Raw genomic sequence first — 21,226 nt, forward strand, 5'->3', positions numbered from 1 at the left:
GCACCTGTCTCATTTCGGGGATCCCGCGTGTATCTCGCTCTCATCCACCGCCAGCAGCGCTGGCAGCGCCACTGGCTGCTCGCCCTGTCGCTGCTGGTCCTGTCCCTCTTCCTGCTCTCCCTTGCCCTGGGGGAGTTCGTGCTGCTGCCCTGGCAGCCCCAGGGGGAGCTGGAGCTGCGTATCTTGCTGGAGCTGCGCCTGCCGCGCGCCCTGCTGGCCCTGCTGGCGGGGGCGGCGCTCGCCTGTGGCGGGGCCGTGCTGCAGGTGATGCTGCACAACCCTGTGGCCGAGCCCGGCCTGCTCGGCGTCTCGAGCGGGGCTGGCCTCGCCGCCATGGTGGCGATGGCGGTGGCCAAGTCCCTCGGCGTCTATCTGCCGGGCTGGGGGTTGTCGCTCGCGGCCTTTGGTGGCGCCCTGGTGGTGACCATGCTGCTCATCCACCTGGCGCGCCGGGCCAGGCTCGGCCATACCCGGCTGCTGCTGTTCGGGGTGGCCATCGGCATCCTCACCAATGCGGCCATGACCTGGCTGATGTACTTCGCCGACGACGGCTCCCTGCGGGAATTCATGTTCTGGATGATGGGCAGCCTCTCCTATGGCAGCCAGCAGCTCGGCTGGTGGTGGCTGGTGCTGCCGCTGACCCTCGGCTGGCTCTGCTGGCAGGGCAGGGCGCTGCAACAACTGCTGCTGGGGGAGACCCAGGCCCGGCTGATGGGGATGAACGTGGACAGGATGCGGGTGCGGCTGGTGCTGGCGGTCTGCCTGCTCACCGGGGTCGCGGTGTCCCTGTGTGGTGTCATCGGCTTCGTCGGCCTGGTGGTGCCTCACCTGCTGCGGCTGTGCGGCGGCAGCGATCAGCGCTTCCTGCTGCCCGCCTCGGCGCTGGGAGGGGGCGCCCTGCTGCTGGGCGCCGATCTGGTGGCGCGCTCGGCCCTTAGTGCCGGTGAGCTGCCCATTGGCGTCATCACCGCCTCGGTCGGGGCGCCGCTCTTTATCTATCTGCTGCTGAGGCAAGATGCCGATGTCTCCCGTTAACTCCTCCCCCGATCCCCTCTGGTTGCTGGAGGCGCGGGCCCTCGGGATCCCCGCGCGGCTCGCGCCCCTGGATCTCGCCTGGGCCGGGGGCCAGCTGGTCGCCCTGCTCGGCCCCAACGGCAGCGGCAAGTCGACCCTGCTCGGCGCCCTGGCGGGCATTCTGCCCGCCGAAGGCGCCGTGCTGCTGGGAGGGGAAGTGCTCACTGACCTGAGCTGGCCTGAGCTTGCCAGGCGCCGCGCCATGCTGCCCCAGCGTCAGCCCCAGCTGTTCCATATCCCGGTGTTCCAGGTACTGAGCCTGGGACTGGAGGAGGGGGGGCTGCCAGAATCACAGGGTCGGGCGGTGGCCGAGATCTGCGCCGCGCTCGAGCTGGATGCCCTGCTGGCGCGGGACTTCAGCCGCCTCTCCGGCGGTGAGCAGCAGCGGGTGCTGATCGCCCGCACCCTGCTGCAACTGTGGCCCGGCCTCAACACTGATGGACGGGTGCTGCTGCTGGACGAGCCCCTGGCGGGGCTGGATCTGCACCATCAGCTGGCCCTGCTGCGGCTGCTCAAGCGCCTCTCCCGGCAAGGTCTGTTGGTGGTGATCGCCATCCACGACATCAACCTGGCCATCGACTGGGCGGATCGCATCCTCTGCCTGCAACAGGGTCGGGTGGTGAGCGAGGGGGGCGTCGATGTCATCGACGAAGCCTTGCTGGAGCGGGTGTTCCAGATAAGGACGGATCGCATCGAGGCGGCCGGCCGCACCTGGTTTATGCCGAGCCTGTAACGACGGGTCAAACTGTCTTGGGCGGCAGGTGCCTTGATGAGAATGCGAGGAAAAGAGAAAGGGGCCGGAATCAGTGATACCGGCCCCTTTGCATGGGGGGATTGCTCAGGCTTTCTGCTTGTCCAGCCGCACCTGGGCCGCGTCGGCCAGCATGGCCAACAGGGTCTCTGTGTCTTCCCACGACAGGCAGGCATCGGTGATGCTCTGACCGAAGGTGACGGCGCAGCCGTTCTCCACATCCTGACGCCCTTCCACCAGGAAGCTCTCGGCCATGATGCCGGCGATGCCGGTGCGGCCGCGGCGCAGCTGATCGCAGATATCCTGCGCCACCAGCAGCTGGCGACGGTGATCCTTCATGCTGTTGCCGTGGCTGAAATCCACCACCAGCCGCTCGGGCAGGCCGACATCGGCCAGTGCCTCACAGGCCTCGTCTATGCTGGCGGTGTCGTAGTTGGGCCTGTGGCCGCCACGGAGGATCACGTGGCCATAGGGGTTGCCGGCGGTGCGGTAGATGGTCATCTTGCCGTCCTTGTCCGGGGAATAGAAGATGTGGCTGTGGCGGGCGGCGCGCACCGCATCGATGGCGATGCGGGTGTTGCCGTCGGTGCCGTTCTTGAAGCCCACCGGGCAGGAGAGGGCGGAGGCCATCTCGCGGTGCACCTGGGATTCTGTGGTGCGCGCCCCTATGGCGCCCCAGGTGATGAGGTCGCTGATGTACTGGCCGGTCACCATGTCGAGGAATTCGGTGGCGGTGGGCATGCCCATCTCGTTGATGTCCACCAGCAGCTGGCGGGCCAGCTTCAGCCCTTCATTCACGTCGAAACTGCCGTCGAGGCGCGGATCGTTGATAAGCCCCTTCCAGCCGACTATGGTGCGCGGCTTCTCGAAGTAGGTGCGCATCACTATGCACAGGCTCTCTTTGTATTGCTCGCGCAGGGTGTTGAGGCGCTGGGCGTATTCGCGGGCGGCGGCCGGATCGTGGATGGAGCAGGGGCCAACGATGACCAGCAGGCGCTGATCCTCACCGGCCAGAATGGCTTCTACATCGTGGCGGGCATCCAGCAGATTCTGGGCGACGGTGTCGTTTAACGGGAAGGCGTGCGCCAGCTCGCTCGGAGTGATCAGAGACTCCAGGCGACGGGTGCGCAATTCATCGGTGTGAATGGACATACGACTCTATTCTCGAGTGAATAAGGGGGGCGGGATGCCAAAATGCAAGGGGATAAAATAAAGCAAAACTCCCCCGATGGAAACCTTGGGAGGCTCTGATAGGATGTGAGCCTAAAAGCCATTTCAAATGAGGTAGTTATCGTGGCAAAGCCAGGCGCGACCGGGGTCACCCGCATCATCAACGCAACCGGTTACAGCATGAAGGGTCTCAAATCGGCCTGGATTAACGAGGCGGCCTTCCGTCAGGAGCTGGTGCTTGTCTTGGCTCTGATGCCGCTGGCTGGCTGGCTCGGCGACTCCCTCAACGAGATCCTGCTGCTCATCTGCATCAGCTGGCTGGTGGTGATCGTCGAGGTGCTCAACTCCGCCATAGAGGCTGTGGTGGATCGCATCGGCTCAGAGCATCATGAGCTGTCGGGGCGCGCCAAGGATCTCGGCTCCGCCGCCGTCTTTATCGCCCTTGCCCTCAATGCCCTGGTGTGGGGCGCCTTGATTGGCCGCAATCTGCTGGGGTGGTGGTAGAGCACATATCTTGCGGGTGAGTTTGCACCCTCTCCCTCTGGGAGAGGGCAGGGTGAGGGTTGTATCTTCTCGCCCCTCATCCCCAACCCTTCTCCCGCGAGGGGAGAAGGGGGCAAAGGAGCAAAGACGCGGACGTGCGTTGAGCATCGCGACATAAAAAAGCCCGTCATATGACGGGCTTTTTGCTGGCCGAGCAACCGGCTCAGGGCATCAGTGCAGGATCCGGGCACGTATGGTGCCGTTGATCTCCTTGAGACGGGAGAGCGCCTTCTCGCTGTGCTCAGTCTCCACGTCGATCACCACATAACCGATCTCGCTGCTGGTTTGCAGGTACTGACCGGCGATGTTGATCCCCTCGTCGGCGAAGATCTGGTTGATCTGGTTCATCACGCCCGGCTGGTTGCGGTGGATGTGCAGCAGACGGCTGGAGCCCTTGTGGCCCGGCAGTGAGACTTCCGGGAAGTTGACTGCGGAGAGGGTGGAGCCGTTGTCTGAGTATTTGACCAGCTTGTTGGCCACTTCCAGACCTATGTTTTCCTGGGCTTCCTGGGTGGAACCGCCGATATGGGGGGTCAGGATGACGTTGTCCAGGCCGCGCAGCGGGGTCAGGAACTCCTCGTCGTTGGACTTGGGCTCGCTCGGGAAGACGTCGATGGCGGCGCCGGAGAGGTGACCGCTCTTGATGACGTCGGCCAGGGCATCTATGTCCACTACGGTACCGCGGGAGGCGTTGATGAAGATGGCGCCCGGTTTCATCATGCGCAGCTGCTCGACACCGATGAGATCCTTGGTGGAGGCTGTCTCCGGCACGTGCAGGCTGATGACATCAGACATGTTGAGCAGCTCCACCAGGTTCGGCACCTGGATGGCGTTGCCCAGCGACAGCTTGTTCTCGATGTCGTAGTAGTAGACCTTCATGCCGATCATCTCGGCGATGATGCCAAGCTGGGTGCCGATGTGGCCATAGCCTATGATGCCGAGCTTCTTGCCGCGGGCTTCCACCGAACGGTTGGCGAGTTTCTCCCAGACGCCGCGATGGCACTTGGCGTTCTTCTCGGGGATACCGCGCAGCAGCAGCAGTATCTCACCCAGCACCAGTTCGGCCACGGAGCGGGTGTTGGAGAAGGGGGCGTTGAAGACGGGGATGCCGCGCACGTGGGCGGCATCCAGGGAGACCTGGTTGGTGCCGATGCAGAAGCAACCGATGGCGACCAGCTTGCCAGCGGCATCCAGCACCTTCTCGGTGATCTGGGTGCGTGAACGCAGGCCCACGAAATGCACGTCACGAATGCGCTCGATCAGCTCCTCTTCCGACAGTGAGGTCTTCAGATACTCAACATTGGTGTATCCGGCTGCCCGAAAGGTCTCTACCGTGTTGGGATGCACTCCCTCCAGCAGCAGTACTTTGATCTTATCCTTGTCCAGCGAAAACTTGGCTGTCATGACGTTCCCTCTATTGTTTGAAAATGCGTTCAGGCTTGCAGTGTGAAGAAAACCGTAAAGTAGCAAAAACGTTTGGGAGAGGGAATATTTGTGACGAAAGTCAAATTCTTTGAAGTTATCAACGTTTTTTGCAGCCTGCTTGGTGCAACCCATTGAGCCATAAATAGAAACGGCACCATCAGGCGCCGTTGTCCATTCGCGGGGGCAATAATGGGGTCTGGTGACCCCGCGTGCCCCCCCGCAGTCAGCCTTATTGCGTGACTACGCCCTCTGGCGTGCCAATCAATACCACGTCAGCGCCGCGATGGGCGGAAGATAGATCGTTGGTGACCACGCCGACCATGGCAGATGCCTTATTGGGTGACGACCCCATCCGGAGTACCGATCAGTACCACGTCAGCGCCGCGGTGGGCGAACAGGCCGTTGGTGACCACGCCAACGATGGCGTTGAGCTGAACTTCCAGCCCCTTGGCGTCTGTGATGGCCATGCCCTTGACGTCAAGAATGATGTTGCCGTTGTCGGTCACCACACCCTCACGCCAGACTGGGTTGCCACCCAGCTTCCTGATCTCGCGGGCCACGTATTCGCGGGCCATGGGGATCACTTCGACCGGCAGCGGGAACTGGCCCAGCACCTCGACTGTCTTGGTGTTGTCGATGATGCAGATGAACTGGTCGGCCACGGCGGCGACTATCTTCTCGCGGGTCAGGGCGGCGCCACCGCCCTTGATCATGTCGCGGGTCCCGTTGATCTCGTCGGCACCATCCACGTAGACGGAGAGGGCATCGATGTCGTTGAGATCAAACACCGGGATGCCGAAACCCTTGAGACGCTCGGTGGAGGCGATGGAGCTCGATACCGCGCCCTTGATCTCGTCCTTCATGGTCGCCAGTGCGTCGATGAAGTGATTGACGGTAGAGCCGGTGCCCACCCCGACTATGGTGCCGGGTACCACGTATTTGAGCGCAGCCCAACCGGCCGCCTTCTTCATTTCATCTTGAGTCATGATGGATCCTTATGGAAAAAGCGGGCGCATTATATCCAAGCATCCTGCCCAGAGCGACCATGGCGGTCACGTTCCGGGGCAAAAAGCCCCAAGATGTAAATCGTTTGCCTGTTTATTGAACCAATGTGCGGGGGAAGGGGAACCTGTCCCCCGGCAGCAGGGCAGTGCCTGCTAGGAGAAGCGCCAGCAACGGGCGGGGGTGATGATCTGGGGCAGCGGCACGTCCCACTGCGACTGGGGCACTGACTCCACCTGCTGGCAGTCGTGGGCGAGCCCCAGCGGCCTTGGGCCCAGCCCGTGTTCGTGCCAGCAGGCCAGGGTGCGATCGTAATAGCCGCCCCCCATGCCGAGCCGGTTGCCCTCGGCATCGAAGGCCACCAGCGGGGTGCAGATGAGATCCAGCATGCTGTGGGGCAGCACCTGCTGCACATCGAGTTCGGGCTCGGCGATGCCATAACGGTTGCGGGTCATGGGGCTGGTGGCGGTGTAGCGCAAGAAGAGCAGGTGACCCGGGGTGAAGGGGTGCAGCACCGGCAGGTAGACCTCCTTGCGCTGGCTCCAGAGCCAGTGAATGGCGGGCAGGGGATCGAGCTCGCCGTCATTGGCCAGATAGAGGGCGATGCGTCTGGCCGCCTGGATCTCGGGGTGTTCCTGAAAACGCGTGACCAGTTGCTGGGCCGCCGCCTGCTGCTCGGCCTGACTCAGGCTCTTTCTGCGTTGGCGGATGAGTTGGCGCAGGCTCTGCCGCTCGGGTTGGGTATCCGGCATGGGTGCTCCTGTGGTGGGGCTAAAGGGCAGAGTTACCTTAACAAGGGGCCATCGGGATGAAAAGTGGGGAAGGGACTGTGCCGGGATCTGGCCGAGGACGATGGGATCGTCCCCGGCCAGCGAGGGCCCTGACTCAGCTCTGGGGGGAGGGCTCGGCCGCCGTACGCAGCTGATGCTTGACGAACACCGCGATTATGGCGGCCAGCCCCAGGTCTCAGTGGTAGAAGCTGATGATCAGGCAATCTGTCGACTATCGGCGCCGCCGCGCACCTGGTGCTTGATAAAGACGGCGACGAGTGCGGCCAGCCCCATTGCCCATCAGCGGTAGAAGCTGATGATCAGGCGACCTGTCGACTATCGGCGCCGCCGCGTACCTGATGCTTGATAAAGACGGCGATTATGGCGGCCAGGGCCAGGGCCATGGGGTAGAAGCTCATGCTCACCACGGCCAGGGGGGAGAGGGCGAAGATGGAGCCCAGCAGCAGCGCCTGGGCGCCCCAGGGGATCAAGCCCTGCACCACGCAGGAGAAGATATCCAGCATGGAGGCGGCGCGGCGCGGGGTGACACCGTGATGCTCAGCCAGATCCCGGGCCACCTTGCTGGCGACTATGATGGCCACCGTATTGTTGGCGGTGCAGAGGTTGGTCAGCCCCACTACGCCGGCGATGCCGAGCTCGGCCGCCTTCTCGTTCTGCTCGCCGTCATGATGACGGGTGAAGCGCGCGATGAGGGCGGCGATGCGGGCGCTGATCCAGGCAAGGCCTCCCTGGCGCTCCATCAGGGCGCCGAGGCCACCGATGAGCATGGAGAGCAGGAAGATCTCCTGCATGCTGGTGAAGCCCTGGTAGATGTCCTTGCTGAACTGGCCCAGGGGATAGCCTCCGATCATGCCTACGCCACCGGCGGCCAGTATGCCAAGGCCGAGCACCACGAAGACGTTCATGCCACCGAGTGCCAGCACCAGGATCAGCAGGTAGGGCATTACCTTGAGCAGATCCGCGCTGGCGGTGGCGGTGGGGGCATCACCGGTGGAGCCCAGCAGCAGGTAGAGCAGGATCACCAGCACGGCGGCGGGGGTGGCAATCTTGACGTTCTCGCGGAACTTGTCCTTCATCTCGCAGCCCTGGCTGCGGGTCGCGGCTATGGTGGTGTCCGAGATGATGGAGAGGTTATCGCCGAACATGGCGCCGGAGAGAATGGTGCCCGCCATCAGCACGGGATCTATGCCGGTGGCCTGGGCGACGCCGAGGGCCACGGGGGCCACTGCCCCTATGGTGCCCATTGAGGTGCCCATGGCGGTGGCAATGAAGGCGGAGATGAGGAAGAGCCCCGGCAGCAGGAACCAGCCCGGGATGAGCGACAGGCCGAGGGCGACGGTGGCATCCACCCCGCCGGTGGCCTTGGCCACGGTGGCGAAGGCGCCCGCCAGCAGATAGATGAGGCACATGGCCATGATGTTGCTGTCACCCACCCCCTTGAAGAAGGTCTCAAGGTTGCGGTTGAAGCCCTCTTTGCCCAGCATCAGCGCCAGCATGACGGCGGGCAGGGCGGCCACGGGGGCGGGTAACTGGTAGAAGGCGAACTCGACCCCCTGCAGGGTCAGCCAGGTGCCGGTACCGATGAAGAGAGCAAGAAAGACCAGAAGGGGCAGCAGGGCTCTGGCACTGGGTTGGGTCTGGATCATGTGTTCCTCGAAACTTGAACAATGACCTCCTGTCGCAGCCTGTGTTGGCCCGAGTATGCTCGGACACAGGGTAGGCATCCTGCCGCTATGGGGGGCTTACAGTAGTGAGTCGGGGGCATCCGGTCAAGATAGACGTCCAGATGGATAAGTCTTTTTCTCTTGTGATTCTGATGTACTGATTAAATCCGTCAATTATTCGGATTTAATAACTATTTGTTGTTGATATGGCGGCACTGTGCGAGCGGCCACGGAAGGCTTTTCAAAGCCGGCGCGGGCTGGTAAAACGGTCTCTTTCCATAATAAAGAGATGAGAGGGTGGAGATGGACAATCCGATCCGTGTGGCCGTGATGGGCTGTAATGGTCGTATGGGCAAGGTGCTGCTGGAGGCCATCACCAACGCCGAGGGCGTGGTGGTGGGTGCGGCGCTGGAGCGACCTGGCTCTGCCGTGATAGGCCTGGATGCGGGTGAACTCAATGGCCTGGGCCGACTTGGGGTCATCATCAGCGACAGCCTGGACAAGGTGCGCGATGAGTTTGATCTCATCATCGACTTCACCCGTCCCGAGGTGACCCTGGCCAACCTGGCCTTCGCCCTGGCCCATGGCAAGCAGATGGTGATAGGCACCACCGGCTTTGATGAGGCAGGCAAGGCCGCGCTGCAAGAGGCGGGCAAGCAGATCGGCATCGTCTTCGCGTCCAACTACTCGGTCGGCGTCAACCTGGTGTTCAAGCTGCTGGAGCAGGCCGCCAAAGTGATGGGGGATTACACCGACATCGAGATCATCGAGGGGCACCACAGGCACAAGGTGGATGCACCGTCCGGCACCGCGCTCTCCATGGGGGAAGTGGTGGCCAAGACCCTCGGACGTGACTTGAAAGAGTGCGCCGTCTATGGCCGCGAGGGGATCACCGGCGAGCGGGATCGCAACACCATCGGCTTTGCCACCATTCGTGCCGGGGATCTGGTGGGGGAGCACACCGTCATGTTTGCCGACATCGGCGAGCGGGTGGAGATAAGCCACAAGGCCTCGAGCCGCCTGACCTTTGCCAATGGCGCCGTGCGGGCTGGCAAGTGGCTCGGCCAGCAGGGGGCGGGTCTCTACGACATGCAGGACGTGCTCGACCTCAAATAGGGCACAGTGGGAGCCCGACCAGGGCTCTCCTCTCTACGTTCAGGTTGTCAGACCCCGGCTCGCCGGGGTTTTGTTTATGGTTTTTGTAAAAACAAGCATTAAGCGCCGCTTTTGTGGTGAACTAGCCTAAATAGCCCCCTTCTCATTCCAGTGCCACACTCATGCGACAAAAATGTCATCAGAGGGTAACGGGATTGGGTCTCAATCTCCCCTGTAGTCCGCTTTTTTCACACCCAGCTAAACAGACTAAAAATGCAATCAAAGAAAAACGTTTTCTATTTTTCTCGGTCAGTTTTCTATCGCCAAATGGCGCTTTTTGGCTTTCGTTGTTTGTTTTTTAAATTCATATTCATCTGTTTATTAACGATAAAATATCGATTTTTGTCTGTTGGGTGGCATGGGTGCATGCTTTTGTTTCGGGTTTTGGCTTTTCTTTTGGGGGAGGGGGTTGCAAAGCGCTTTAGTGCATAGATAATGGGTAATGTTGCTTGTTTATTGAATTTAGATGCATTTCAAACGAGAAAAGACGTTGAAATGCGATCGTTTTTAAGTAGAATGCGCCCAATTTGCCAGAAATCTGCCGGGTTTGAGCCCTGTTTCAAACAGCGTTCGGACCCGCAACACCCAGGTAAATTGCTGAATTTAAAGCTAAATAACTGGAGGTTGTCTTGAATCACACTGCATTGCTAGTGCTGGAAGATGGAACTGTGTTCAAAGGCGTGTCGATAGGCGCCGAGGGATGTTCCGTTGGTGAAGTGGTTTTCAATACGTCGATGACGGGCTATCAGGAAATCCTCACCGATCCCTCTTATTCCCGTCAGATAGTCACCCTCACTTACCCCCATATAGGCAACACCGGCACCAACAGCGAAGATGAAGAGTCCAGTCAAATCCACGCGCAGGGATTGATCATCCGGGACCTTCCGATACTTGCCTCCAATTTCCGCAATCAGCAATCCCTCTCCGATTACCTCAAGTCTCACAACATCGTTGGCATCGCCGACATCGACACCCGCAAACTGACCCGCATCCTGCGCGAGAAGGGTGCCCAGGCCGGTTGCATCCTGGCCGGCAAGCAACTCGATGAAGCCCATGCCCTGAACCAGGCCCGCGCCTTCCCCGGCCTCAAGGGGATGGATCTGGCCAAGGAAGTGACTGTGTCTGACGCCTACGCCTGGACCGAAGGCAGCTGGCAGCTCGGCAAGGGGCACGTCACCCCGGCGGCCGACGAGCTCAAGTACCACGTGGTGGCCTACGACTTTGGCGTCAAGCGCAACATCTTGCGCATGCTGGTGGACCGCGGCTGCCGCCTGACAGTGGTACCGGCCAAGACCCCGGCCGCCGAGGTGCTGGCGATGAATCCCGATGGCATCTTCCTCTCCAACGGCCCCGGTGACCCCGAGCCGTGCGACTACGCCATCGAAGCCATCAAGACCTTCCTTGGGACCAACACCCCTGTGTTCGGCATCTGCCTGGGTCACCAGCTGTTGGGTCTGGCCTCCGGCGCCAAGACAGTCAAGATGAAGTTCGGCCACCACGGTGCCAACCACCCGGTGAAGAGCCTGGACGACAACACAGTGATGATCACCGCCCAGAACCACGGGTTTGCGGTGGACGAGAACAGCCTGCCCGAGTGCCTGCGTGCCACTCACGTCTCCCTGTTCGACGGCTCCCTGCAAGGCATACATCGCACCGATCGTCCGGCCTTCAGCTTCCAGGGTCACCCCGAAGCGAGCCCGGGCCCCCACGATTGTGCCGGTCTGTTCGACCACTTTATTGAATTGATTAAGCAGTATCGCGCCTAAGAGGATAAAGAGAGCCATGCCAAAACGTAACGACCTACAGAGCATCCTGATCCTCGGCGCCGGCCCCATCGTCATCGGTCAGGCCTGCGAATTCGACTACTCCGGCGCCCAGGCCTGCAAGGCCCTGCGTGAGGAGGGATACCGCGTCATCCTGGTGAACTCCAACCCGGCCACCATCATGACAGACCCGGAGATGGCGGACGCCACCTACATCGAGCCCATCACCTGGGAAGTGGTGCGCGAGATCATCAAGAAAGAGCGTCCGGATGCCGTGCTGCCCACTATGGGTGGCCAGACCGCGCTCAACTGTGCGCTGGATCTGGAGAAGCACGGCGTGCTGGCGGAGTTCGGTGTGGAGATGATAGGCGCCACCGCCGATGCCATCGACAAGGCGGAAGATCGTCGTCGCTTCGACATCGCCATGAAGAGCATCGGCCTCGAGTGCCCCCGTGCCGGTATCGCCCACAACATGGAAGAAGCGTGGAAGGTGCAGCAGATGGTCGGCTTCCCCTGCATCATTCGTCCCTCCTTCACCATGGGTGGCTCGGGTGGCGGCATCGCCTACAACACCGAAGAGTTCGTCGAGATCTGCGAGCGCGGCCTGGATCTTTCCCCGACCAAGGAGCTGCTCATCGATGAGTCTCTGATCGGCTGGAAAGAGTACGAGATGGAAGTGGTGCGGGATCGCAACGACAACTGCATCATCGTCTGCGCCATCGAAAACTTCGACCCCATGGGCATCCACACCGGTGACTCCATCACGGTCGCGCCAGCCCAGACGCTGACCGACAAGGAGTACCAGCTGATGCGCAACGCCTCCATGGCGGTGCTGCGCGAAATCGGCGTCGAGACCGGCGGCTCCAACGTCCAGTTCGGTATCAACCCGAAAGATGGCCGCATGGTCATCATAGAGATGAACCCGCGGGTCTCCCGCTCCTCCGCGCTGGCCTCCAAGGCGACCGGCTTCCCCATCGCCAAGATCGCCGCCAAGCTCGCCATCGGTTACACCCTGGACGAGCTGATGAACGACATCACCGGCGGTCGTACTCCGGCCTCCTTCGAGCCGGCGATTGACTACGTGGTGACCAAGATCCCGCGCTTCAACTTCGAGAAGTTTGCCGGTGCCAACGACCGTCTCACCACCCAGATGAAGTCCGTGGGCGAAGTGATGGCCATAGGCCGCAACTTCCAGGAGTCCCTGCACAAGGCGCTGCGCAGCCTCGAGACCGGCAAGACCGGCTTCGATCCCATGGTGGACCTCAATGCCCCCGACTCCCTGACCCGTATCCGCCACGAGCTGCAGGATGCCGGTTGTGACCGTATCTGGTACATAGCCGATGCGTTCCGCGCCGGCCTCTCCATGGACGGTATCTTCAAGCTGACCAAGATTGACCCCTGGTTCCTGGTGCAGATAGAAGAGCTGGTGAAGCTGGAAGAAGAGGTAAAAGAGCGCGGCATGGCCGGGCTCGATGCCGACTTCCTGCGCGCCCTGAAGCGCAAGGGCTTTGCCGACGCACGTCTCGCCAAGATCCTCGGCGTGGCCGAGGGCGAGGTGCGCAAGGCCCGTGCCCGCCACAACATCTTCCCGGTCTACAAGCGGGTCGATACCTGCGCCGCCGAATTCGCCACCAACACCGCCTACATGTATTCGAGCTATGACGAGGAGTGCGAAGCGGCCCCGACAACTCGCGACAAGATCATGATCATCGGTGGTGGCCCGAACCGCATCGGTCAGGGCATCGAGTTTGACTACTGCTGCGTGCACGCGGCCCTGGCCCTGCGCGAAGACGGTTACGAGACCATCATGGTCAACTGCAACCCGGAAACCGTCTCCACCGACTACGACACCTCCGACCGTCTCTACTTCGAGCCGGTGACCCTGGAAGACGTGCTGGAAATCGTGCGGGTCGAGCAGCCCAAGGGCGTTATCGTCCAGTACGGCGGCCAGACCCCGCTCAAGCTTGCCCGTGCCCTGGAAGCGAACGGCGTACCTGTCATCGGCACCAGCCCGGACGCCATCGACCGCGCCGAAGACCGCGAGCGTTTCCAGTCCGCCGTCGAGCGCCTCGGCCTCAAGCAGCCGGAAAACGGCACAGTCACTGCCCTGGAGCAGGCGGTACAGGTCGCCGCCCGCATCACCTACCCCCTGGTGGTTCGCCCCTCCTACGTGCTGGGTGGCCGCGCCATGGAAATCGTCTATGACGAGCAGGATCTGCGCCGCTACTTCGCCGAAGCCGTGAGCGTCTCCAACGAGTCACCAGTACTGCTGGATCGCTTCCTCGACGACGCCACCGAGGTGGACGTGGACGCCATCTGCGACGGCGTGGACGTGGTCATCGGCGGCATCATGGAGCACATCGAGCAGGCCGGTATCCACTCCGGTGACTCCGCCTGCTCCCTGCCGCCCTACACCCTGTCCAAGGCCATCCAGGACGAGATGCGCGAGCAGGTACGGAAATTGGCACTGGAGCTCGGCGTGGTGGGCTTGATGAACGTCCAGTTCGCGGTCAAGGACAACGAGATTTACCTCATCGAGGTGAATCCCCGTGCCGCCCGTACAGTGCCCTTCGTCTCCAAGGCCACAGGTGCGCCGCTGGCCAAGATTGCCGCCCGTGTCATGGCCGGCCAGAGCCTGCAGGATCAAGGTTTCACCACCGAGATCATCCCGCCCTACTACTCGGTCAAAGAAGTGGTACTGCCCTTCGCCAAGTTCCCGGGTGTCGACCCGCTGCTGGGGCCGGAAATGCGCTCCACCGGTGAGGTGATGGGGGTGGGCAGCAGCTTCGCCGAGGCCTATGCCAAGGCGCAGCTGGGTGCCGGTCACCAGGTGCCGAGCGAAGGCCGCGCCCTGCTCTCCGTGCGCCACGGCGACAAGGAGCGGGTGGTGAATCTGGCTGCCAAGCTGCTGGAGCTGGGTTATGACCTCGACGCCACCCACGGCACCGCGGTGACCTTAGGTGAAGCGAGCATCAACCCGCGTCTGGTGAACAAGGTGCATGAAGGCCGTCCGCACATTCTGGATCGCATCAAGAATGGCGAGTACACCTACATAGTCAACACCGCCGAGGGCCGCCAGGCGATTCAGGATTCCAAGCAGCTGCGCCGCGGCGCCCTGCAGCACAAGGTGGCCTACACCACCACGCTGCACGCGGCCTTCGCCACCTGCATGGCCATCAGCGTCGATGCCACCGCCAACGTGAACTCGGTGCAGGAGCTGCACCACAAGGTCAAGCACCGCTAAGGTGCGCGCAGTCAGGGCCGACTCTTCCGGCCCTGAAGCAAGCCTGTCAACACCCCGCCAGCGATGGCGGGGTGTTTCTTTTGGCGGGGGCGGCGGATCCCGAGCGCATGGGCCCTTCATGCACGAGGTGACGTAAATAGCGAGGATGAAGGGTGATAAACGCCCTTAAATAGACTAAACGAAATCATAAATTGCCTATTGAATGCCATTGGTAACAATCTTCGCAATCACTCACCCCGAACGCCTCCCTATACTGGTTTCTCATCACATGCGTGAGCAAACAAGGTCGTCCGCACCGGCAAGCATTCAGTGTCAGAGGGTTGCGAGAGGATCAGGGCCGGCGTTATCGCGCCAGCCTGGTCGGCCCCTTCCACCGATAGGGACCAATGGAAACCGGCTGTGGGGTAACCGCCGCACCGCCAGTCAGGGCCAGCGTTATCGCGCCAGCCCGCTCCCCCTCCTTGCCCCCTCTGTTACCTGCCCGGTCGCCTGGCACCTCAGCATATCTGCCAAGGGAATCTGAATATGAGCTTCGATCATCGCAAATACCGCCCGGCCCCCGTCATCGCTCTGGCGGACCGTCAATGGCCCAACCGGGTGATGACGCAGGCGCCGCTCTGGTGCGCCGTGGATCTGCGGGACGGCAACCAGGCGCTGGTCGAGCCCATGACGGTGGCCCAGAAGCTGCAAATGTGGGCCCTGATGACCCATGTCGGCTTCAAACACATCGAGGTCGGCTTCCCCGCCGCCTCCCAGCCCGATTTTGATTTCGTACGCGAGCTTATCGAGCGGGATCTTATCCCGGAGGACGTCACCATTCAGGTGCTGGTGCAGGCCCGGGAAGATCTCATCGCCCGCACCTTCGAATCCCTCAGGGGGGCCAAACGCGCCATCGTTCATGTCTACAACTCGGTCAACCCGACCCAGCGCAACTATGTGTTCAACACAGATCGCGAGGGGGTCAAGGCCATCGCCGTGCAGGGTGCGCGCTGGGTGCGGGAATACGCGGCCAGGAATCCCGGCACAGAGTGGAGCTTCCAGTATTCCCCCGAGAGCTTCAGCAGCACAGAGGTGGAGTTCGCGGTGGAGGTGTGCGACGCCGTCATCGACGAGTGGCGCACTGCCTCCCGTCCCATGATCCTCAACCTCCCCGCCACGGTCGAGGTGAGCACCCCCAATGTGTTCGCGGATCAGGTGGAGTGGTTCTGCCGCCACCTCAAGGCGCGCCCCGAGGTGAGCATCTCCATCCACACCCACAACGATCGGGGCTGCGGCGTGGCCGCCGCCGAGCTGGCGGTGCTGGCGGGGGCCGATCGCATCGAGGGCACCCTGCTCGGCAACGGCGAGCGCACCGGCAACATGGACATAGTCACCATGGCCATGAACCTCTACAGCCAGGGCATAGATCCCGAGCTGGATCTCGCTGACATGGATGCCATAGTGGCGACCGTGGGGGCCTGCACCCAGATTGCCCTGCACCCGCGCCACCCCTATGCCGGCGAGCTGGTCTACACGGCGTTTTCCGGCAGCCACCAGGATGCCATTCGCAAGTCCCTGGCGGCCGAGAAGCCTGATGCCTACTGGGATGTGGCCTATCTGCCCATAGATCCTGCCGATCTGGGCCGCAGCTACGAGGCGGTGATCCGCATCAACAGCCAGTCCGGCAAGGGGGGCGTCACCTATCTGCTGGAGCGCGACCTCGGCCTGCAACTGCCGCGCTGGCTGCAGATCGACTTCAGCCGCCGGGTGCAGGCGCAAGCCGAGGCGAGCAGCAGCGAAATCAGCCCGGAGCAGATCCGCGCCCTGTTCGAGCAGCACTACCTCGAGCCGGTGCACGGTTATCGCATCGGCCGCTTCCAGCTTGGTCACGACAGCCAGGAGACACTGCGCCTCGAGCTGCAGACCCCGGACGGCAGCCTGCAGCTCTGTGGTGAGGGGGAGGGGGCCATCACGGCCCTGGTCAACGGCTGGGAGCGCCAGACCGGCATGCACATCGACGTGCTCGACTACTCGGAACATGCTCTCACGGCGGGCACCGAATCCCGCGCCGCCGCCTATGTGCTGCTGAGCGTCGACGGAGTGCGCATGTGCGGGGTCGCCATAGGCCGCGACGTGGTCAACGCCTCCTTGCAGGCGGTGATCAATGGCGCCGCCCAGATCCGCGCCCTGCGCCAGAGTGCATGAGGGGCGGGCCAGCCCCTTGAAGGACGTCCTGTGCACCGCCTGTGCCAGGGGGTAGCCGGCGGCAACAGGGCGGCGCACAGTGGAAAATGGTACCAGGATCCCTTCAGCACTGTGCTGAGGGGATTGTTTTTTATGGAAAAATCGGCTCACAATACGAGCGCCGTGCGGCCAGGATTGGCCTTGCGGTTCATTGGGTGCTGGCGGCTGAGTGCAGCCGCCAGGGATAGAGGCAATGCAGGTTTGGAGCCATAACGATGATGAAGACTCCCCTCAGGTTATCCGTACACCCCGCCCGGTTCTTCTCGCTCTCCCCTGGCCGCCGCTTTGCCCTGCTGAGCCTGCTCTGCCTGTTGCTGCTGACGGGGGGCCTGGATGCCGCCAGCTTCGAGCGCCTGCCCGAGCATAACCTCTACACCATCGGCGCCCTGGCCGAGGCCATCAATGTGCTGACCCTGCTGTTCATGTTCTGGGTGGTGCAGTGTGCCCAGATCTCGAACCGGACCTACCTGTTTCTCTGCGCCGGTCTGGGGAGCTGGCTGGTGTCGGGGACCATAGATCTGGTTGACGAGGCCTACTTCCAGCCCTGGTGGCTCTCCACGGTGGAAGACAGCCTGCGCACCCTCGGCATGCTGGCCACGGCCTGGGGCGTGCTGCTGATGGTGCAACAGATGTATGGCGTCCAGACCCGGCTGGCCTCGCTTGCCATGTCCGACGAACTGACGGGTCTTTCCAATCGCCGCGCGTTTCGCGCCGTGCTGGAGGCCCATGTGGATCAGGGGACGCCGCTGCTGCTGCTGGATCTCGATCACTTCAAGCAGATCAACGATCGCTACGGCCACGGCATAGGTGACAATGTGCTGCAGGAATTCAGCGCCTTGCTGTGTCAGCACTGCCCGCCGGATGGGGTGGTGGCGCGGCTGGGGGGCGAGGAGTTCGCCATCTGGCTGCCCGGCATGCTGAGCGACAAGGCCCAGGCACTGGCGGAGCAGATAAGAGCCGCCACCGAGGCTCTGGTCGCCTGCGAGGAGATAAGGTTCACCGTGAGCATCGCCGTCGGCATAGGCCAGGCGGGGGAGGCGGTCGAGGCGCTGGTCAAACGCACCGATCTCGCGCTCTACCGGGCCAAACACCTGGGGCGCAACCGGGTCGAGCTGGCGTGATGACGCCAGGGGATGCCGCAGCCCCGGGCCCCGGCCGCTCTGCCGCCTTCAGATTGCCCGCACCATCCACTACAATGGCCACCTGTTTGCATTCGGGGCCCGTCATCCGGCATGAGGGGCCCGCACTTTATCGGAAGCCCTCATGATCCCCTCTCGCCCTTTGTCTTTCTCCCCCTGGCGCCTCTGCGCACTGCTGGCTGCCGCCGTGCTGGCGGGCTGCGCCAGTGAACCGACACCCCCTACTCCTACTGTCGAGGAGGCCGCCGCCATCGCCAAACAACCCAAGGCGATGCAGCCGCGCAAGCCTGCGGACATGAAGAGCCGCATAGTGCGCTTCCTGCCGCGCCAGGTACAAGACAAGCAGGGCTGGGCCAACGACGTGGTGACGGCGCTCAGCACCCAGGGGCTGACGGTGAACGATCACAATGTCTGCTCAGTGCTGGCGGTGGCGGAGCAGGAGGCCACCTATCAGGCCGATCCCGTGGTGCCCGGCCTTGGCAAGATAGCCTGGAAGGAGATCAACGCCCGGGCCGCCAAGCTGCTCATCCCCGAGTTCGTGGTGCGCACCGCCCTCTCCATCAAGTCCCCCACGGGCAAATCCTACGCCGCGCGCATAGATGCCCTTCGCACCGAGCGGGAGATGAGCGAGATCTTCGAGGACATGATAGGGGCCGTGCCCATGGGCAAGCAGCTCTTTGGCAACCTCAATCCGGTACGCACCGGGGGCCCCATGCAGGTGAGCGTGGCCTTCGCCGAGGCCAACGCCCGCGGCTACCCCTATCCCGTCAAGGAGTCCATCCGCCACGAAGTCTTTACCCGCCGGGGCGGCATCTGGTTTGGTACCAAACACATCTTCGGCTATCCCGCCGACTACCCGGACACCCTCTACCGTTTCGCCGACTTCAATGCCGGCTGGTATGCGAGCCGCAACGCCGCCTTCCAGGCCGCGGTGAGCCGGGTCAGCGGCAAGCCCCTGGCCCTGGACGGGGATCTGGTTCGCTACGACTCCGACCTGCCCGGCAAGACGGAGCTTGCGGTGCACAGCATCGCCAGCCGCGTCAACATGAGCAAGCAGGCCATCCATCAGAGTCTGCTCAAGGGAGACAGCAGCGACTTTGCCCAGACCGACCTCTATCACAGGGTCTTTACCCTGGCCGACAAGCAGGCGGGCAAGCGCCAACCCCGCGCCGTGCTGCCCGGCATCCAGCTGAAAAGCCCCAAGATCACCCGCAACCTCACCACTGCCTGGTTCGCCAAGCGGGTGGATGACAGGGAGCAGGCCTGCGTCAGGAAGATGGCGACCATTCGCTGACAGTCAGAGATAACAAGGGCGGCCAAGTGGCCGCCCTTGTTTCAGTATCAACTGGATGTTCTGGGGTCAGGCCCTGGTGTCCTGTGTCGCCGTCCCTGGGTGCGTCTTCCCAAGGGTCAGTATCCCCCTGCATGTCGGATATCCGTTGCATCCCCAAAACTGATTGCCTCTGTTTTCTCCCCGGCTGGCGGTACGCAAGACCATGGCATTGCCACATCTGGGGCAAGTCGGATTTTGGTCACCGAGCGGTTGGGCGGTGACAGGGGAGGGCGCCGCCCTCTTTTCGTCAGGCACTGCCTTGGCGGATAACGGCTTGCGTGGCGACTCGCTGTGACGCGCCTTCAGCTGGGCCACATGCTGCCTGTGGGTCTGCCAGTTGGCTGCCAGCCGTCCCTGTTGGATGGTCTCGACCACTCGGGTGACCTCGGCCGGGGTCAATACCTGGGTGGTTTTTCCTTTGATATGGCGGATCAGCCCGCGGTTCATCACGTTGTCTGGCATGGGAGTCTTGAAAGTGCAATCGCCAATGAAATAGATGACTGAGTGGAGCTGATGATCCGCCACCCCCAGCAGGGATTTGAGGGTCATCATGTGCAGGTGGTTCTGGTGCAGGGGATTCTGGAAGCGGTGCTTGCGGCGATAGATCTGCTGGGTCCAGCTTTTATGAGCCGGATTGCCGAATATCCAGCCTTTCATGTTCTTGGTCTCAATCACGAATATCCCGAAGCGGGAGACGATCACATGATCGATCTGGGTGCTGCCCTGAGGGATGAGCAGGGTCACATCCTTGAGCAAGTGATATTCCCGCTGGTCGAGAAAGAGCCGGATGCTGAGGTTGATAAACCACTCCCCGATCATGCCCTTGAACCAGGGGCTTTTGGCTAGGGTCGCCAGCAACAGCAGTGGCAACAGATACCAGAGCTGGTCGAGCAAGGGATAAATAACGGCAGAGAAGTCCATTTCATGTCTCCATGATGCCAACTGTTCGAGTGACGGTATCGTTAGAAACTCATCGCCAGCCCGATGGAGTAGCCGCTGGTGTTGTGGCTGAACATATAGCGGGCAACCAGCCGGGTGCGGGTGATGAAGATGTCGTACTTGCTGCTGTCGAGCTCGAACCCGAGGCCCAGGGAGTTGAGGCTGTTGAAGCCGAGCAGGCCTCGTTGCTCTCCCAGGTATTCGGTTCTGGCCCCCTCCAGTACATAGCGCAGCGGGCGATCCAGCAGGGTCCAGGTGAAGAGTGGAGCCCGGCGACGCAGGTAGAGACCGAGGTTCTCCGCCTCGGCCTGGCCGGTGATGCTGTCGGCGGTGCCGGTGAAACTCTGCAGATGCTGATAGGAGTAGCGCAGCTCGACATCTATGTCCTGTGGCTTGGAGAAGAGCTCGTAGTCGAGCATCAGGGAGCCCCCCAGGCCATACACATTGAGCCGGCCGCCGTCGAGGAAGTCGAGGTTCCTGCCCGTCCTGTGCTGGATCAAGGCGGCGCCGATGCGCAGATCGCTCGCCACTGTGCCCAGGGTGAAGTTGGCGATGGGGCGCAGCACCAGGTTGCCGCCAAAGCGGTCACGGTGCAGGCTGAAGTCCCAGCCGATGCCGCCGGTGGCGCTCAGGCTGTTCCATTTGGTGGGGATGGTGCGGGTCTCGTTGCCGTCGGTGAACACGAACTGGGGATCGTAGCGGCTGTAACCCAGGGTGCCCTCCAGATAGATGGGGAAGCCCTCGCTCATGGTGGCGCCGCCGCCGAGCTGGGTGATGGTCAGGGCCGAGCTTTCGTTGGTGCCACCCCCTATGTCCAGGTTGCTGGCGGTGATGTCCGGCACCACAGTGAAGCTCATCAGGGAGACGACCGCATTGGCCCGCTGCTGAACCAGGGTCCCGTCATTGGCCTGAGCGGCCTGGCTGAAGAGCCCGAGCCCGCTCAGCAGAAGCATGCTTGCATGAAGATAAGAAGAGGGGGGATGCGCCATACCTAGCTCCGTGGACCTCCT

16 protein-coding genes are annotated in these 21,226 nt (G+C 62.3%); 9 read left to right on the forward strand and 7 right to left on the reverse strand.

Annotated elements, in window-relative coordinates; genetic code table 11:
- The first annotated feature begins 27 nt into the window (after window positions 1-27).
- The gene (gene btuC, locus G4923_RS18515) at window positions 28-1,035 is read left to right on the forward strand and encodes a vitamin B12 ABC transporter permease BtuC (protein ID WP_163137941.1); all 1,008 of its coding nucleotides are present in this window, start codon (window positions 28-30) and stop codon (window positions 1,033-1,035) included.
- Window positions 1,022-1,807: an ATP-binding cassette domain-containing protein gene (locus G4923_RS18520; protein ID WP_163137942.1), complete on the forward strand. Its 786-nt coding sequence runs from the start codon at window positions 1,022-1,024 to the stop codon at window positions 1,805-1,807. Before btuC ends, G4923_RS18520 begins: the two co-directional genes overlap by 14 nt.
- A gap of 105 nt (window positions 1,808-1,912) precedes the next feature.
- On the opposite strand, the gene G4923_RS18525 is transcribed toward G4923_RS18520, so the two are convergent.
- The gene (locus tag G4923_RS18525; protein ID WP_163137943.1) at window positions 1,913-2,977 is read right to left on the reverse strand and encodes a 3-deoxy-7-phosphoheptulonate synthase; all 1,065 of its coding nucleotides are present in this window, start codon (window positions 2,975-2,977) and stop codon (window positions 1,913-1,915) included.
- 141 nt (window positions 2,978-3,118) lie between these two features.
- Between G4923_RS18525 and G4923_RS18530 the strand changes: the two genes are divergently transcribed.
- Window positions 3,119-3,499 carry a diacylglycerol kinase gene (locus G4923_RS18530; RefSeq protein WP_106886448.1) on the forward strand — a complete coding sequence of 127 codons (381 nt, stop codon included), beginning with the start codon at window positions 3,119-3,121 and terminating at the stop codon, window positions 3,497-3,499.
- 210 nt (window positions 3,500-3,709) lie between these two features.
- Here G4923_RS18530 and serA read toward each other — a convergent pair whose 3' ends face one another.
- The 4 genes from serA to G4923_RS18555 form a co-directional block, all read right to left on the reverse strand.
- Complete coding sequence (gene serA / locus G4923_RS18535; RefSeq protein ID WP_163137944.1) at window positions 3,710-4,942, reverse strand: phosphoglycerate dehydrogenase; 1,233 nt, start codon at window positions 4,940-4,942, stop codon at window positions 3,710-3,712.
- 353 nt (window positions 4,943-5,295) lie between these two features.
- On the reverse strand, window positions 5,296-5,949 hold the full coding sequence (gene rpiA, locus G4923_RS18545; protein WP_025327396.1) for a ribose-5-phosphate isomerase RpiA: 654 nt from the start codon (window positions 5,947-5,949) through the stop codon (window positions 5,296-5,298).
- A 171-nt stretch (window positions 5,950-6,120) separates the two neighbouring features.
- Window positions 6,121-6,717: a 5-formyltetrahydrofolate cyclo-ligase gene (locus G4923_RS18550; protein ID WP_163137945.1), complete on the reverse strand. Its 597-nt coding sequence runs from the start codon at window positions 6,715-6,717 to the stop codon at window positions 6,121-6,123.
- Between the two features lie 338 nt (window positions 6,718-7,055).
- Window positions 7,056-8,402: a Na+/H+ antiporter NhaC family protein gene (locus tag G4923_RS18555; RefSeq protein ID WP_163137946.1), complete on the reverse strand. Its 1,347-nt coding sequence runs from the start codon at window positions 8,400-8,402 to the stop codon at window positions 7,056-7,058.
- Window positions 8,403-8,723: 321 nt separating this feature from the next.
- Between G4923_RS18555 and dapB the strand changes: the two genes are divergently transcribed.
- The 6 genes from dapB to G4923_RS18585 all read left to right on the forward strand — a co-directional run bounded on the left by dapB (window position 8,724) and on the right by G4923_RS18585 (window position 19,238).
- Window positions 8,724-9,536, forward strand: coding sequence for a 4-hydroxy-tetrahydrodipicolinate reductase (gene dapB / locus G4923_RS18560; protein WP_163137947.1), 813 nt, complete (start codon window positions 8,724-8,726; stop codon window positions 9,534-9,536).
- A 668-nt stretch (window positions 9,537-10,204) separates the two neighbouring features.
- Entirely contained in the window at window positions 10,205-11,341 is a 1,137-nt protein-coding gene (carA, locus tag G4923_RS18565) for a glutamine-hydrolyzing carbamoyl-phosphate synthase small subunit (protein ID WP_163137948.1), read from the forward strand.
- A gap of 16 nt (window positions 11,342-11,357) precedes the next feature.
- Complete coding sequence (carB, locus tag G4923_RS18570) at window positions 11,358-14,582, forward strand: carbamoyl-phosphate synthase large subunit (protein ID WP_106886452.1); 3,225 nt, start codon at window positions 11,358-11,360, stop codon at window positions 14,580-14,582.
- Window positions 14,583-15,107: 525 nt separating this feature from the next.
- Window positions 15,108-16,766: a 2-isopropylmalate synthase gene (leuA, locus tag G4923_RS18575; RefSeq protein ID WP_163137949.1), complete on the forward strand. Its 1,659-nt coding sequence runs from the start codon at window positions 15,108-15,110 to the stop codon at window positions 16,764-16,766.
- A gap of 254 nt (window positions 16,767-17,020) precedes the next feature.
- Complete coding sequence (locus G4923_RS18580; RefSeq protein ID WP_163137950.1) at window positions 17,021-17,926, forward strand: GGDEF domain-containing protein; 906 nt, start codon at window positions 17,021-17,023, stop codon at window positions 17,924-17,926.
- Between the two features lie 142 nt (window positions 17,927-18,068).
- Window positions 18,069-19,238, forward strand: a complete 1,170-nt coding sequence (locus G4923_RS18585) for a DUF1615 domain-containing protein (protein ID WP_163137951.1) — start codon at window positions 18,069-18,071, stop codon at window positions 19,236-19,238.
- A 66-nt stretch (window positions 19,239-19,304) separates the two neighbouring features.
- Here G4923_RS18585 and G4923_RS18590 read toward each other — a convergent pair whose 3' ends face one another.
- Both G4923_RS18590 and G4923_RS18595 read right to left on the reverse strand, forming a co-directional pair.
- On the reverse strand, window positions 19,305-20,198 hold the full coding sequence (locus tag G4923_RS18590; protein ID WP_163137952.1) for a nuclease-related domain-containing protein: 894 nt from the start codon (window positions 20,196-20,198) through the stop codon (window positions 19,305-19,307).
- Between the two features lie 41 nt (window positions 20,199-20,239).
- On the reverse strand, window positions 20,240-21,169 hold the full coding sequence (locus tag G4923_RS18595) for an autotransporter domain-containing protein (RefSeq protein WP_234569368.1): 930 nt from the start codon (window positions 21,167-21,169) through the stop codon (window positions 20,240-20,242).
- Window positions 21,170-21,226: the final 57 nt, after the last annotated feature.

The organism is Aeromonas rivipollensis (genome assembly GCF_010974825.1).
GTDB classification, from domain to species: Bacteria; Pseudomonadota; Gammaproteobacteria; order Enterobacterales; family Aeromonadaceae; genus Aeromonas; species Aeromonas rivipollensis.

What these genes read in the sequence shown, in the direction of transcription:
- G4923_RS18520 (WP_163137942.1), top strand. Translation starts at nt 1,022, where the DNA reads ATGTCTCCCGTTAACTCCTCCCCCGATCCCCTCTGGTTGCTGGAGGCG.
- G4923_RS18525 (WP_163137943.1), bottom strand. Translation starts at nt 2,977, where the DNA reads ATGTCCATTCACACCGATGAATTGCGCACCCGTCGCCTGGAGTCTCTG.
- serA (WP_163137944.1), bottom strand. Translation starts at nt 4,942, where the DNA reads ATGACAGCCAAGTTTTCGCTGGACAAGGATAAGATCAAAGTACTGCTG.
- rpiA (WP_025327396.1), bottom strand. Translation starts at nt 5,949, where the DNA reads ATGACTCAAGATGAAATGAAGAAGGCGGCCGGTTGGGCTGCGCTCAAA.
- G4923_RS18550 (WP_163137945.1), bottom strand. Translation starts at nt 6,717, where the DNA reads ATGCCGGATACCCAACCCGAGCGGCAGAGCCTGCGCCAACTCATCCGC.
- G4923_RS18555 (WP_163137946.1), bottom strand. Translation starts at nt 8,402, where the DNA reads ATGATCCAGACCCAACCCAGTGCCAGAGCCCTGCTGCCCCTTCTGGTC.
- dapB (WP_163137947.1), top strand. Translation starts at nt 8,724, where the DNA reads ATGGACAATCCGATCCGTGTGGCCGTGATGGGCTGTAATGGTCGTATG.
- carB (WP_106886452.1), top strand. Translation starts at nt 11,358, where the DNA reads ATGCCAAAACGTAACGACCTACAGAGCATCCTGATCCTCGGCGCCGGC.
- leuA (WP_163137949.1), top strand. Translation starts at nt 15,108, where the DNA reads ATGAGCTTCGATCATCGCAAATACCGCCCGGCCCCCGTCATCGCTCTG.
- G4923_RS18580 (WP_163137950.1), top strand. Translation starts at nt 17,021, where the DNA reads ATGATGAAGACTCCCCTCAGGTTATCCGTACACCCCGCCCGGTTCTTC.
- G4923_RS18585 (WP_163137951.1), top strand. Translation starts at nt 18,069, where the DNA reads ATGATCCCCTCTCGCCCTTTGTCTTTCTCCCCCTGGCGCCTCTGCGCA.
- G4923_RS18590 (WP_163137952.1), bottom strand. Translation starts at nt 20,198, where the DNA reads ATGGACTTCTCTGCCGTTATTTATCCCTTGCTCGACCAGCTCTGGTAT.
- G4923_RS18595 (WP_234569368.1), bottom strand. Translation starts at nt 21,169, where the DNA reads ATGCTTCTGCTGAGCGGGCTCGGGCTCTTCAGCCAGGCCGCTCAGGCC.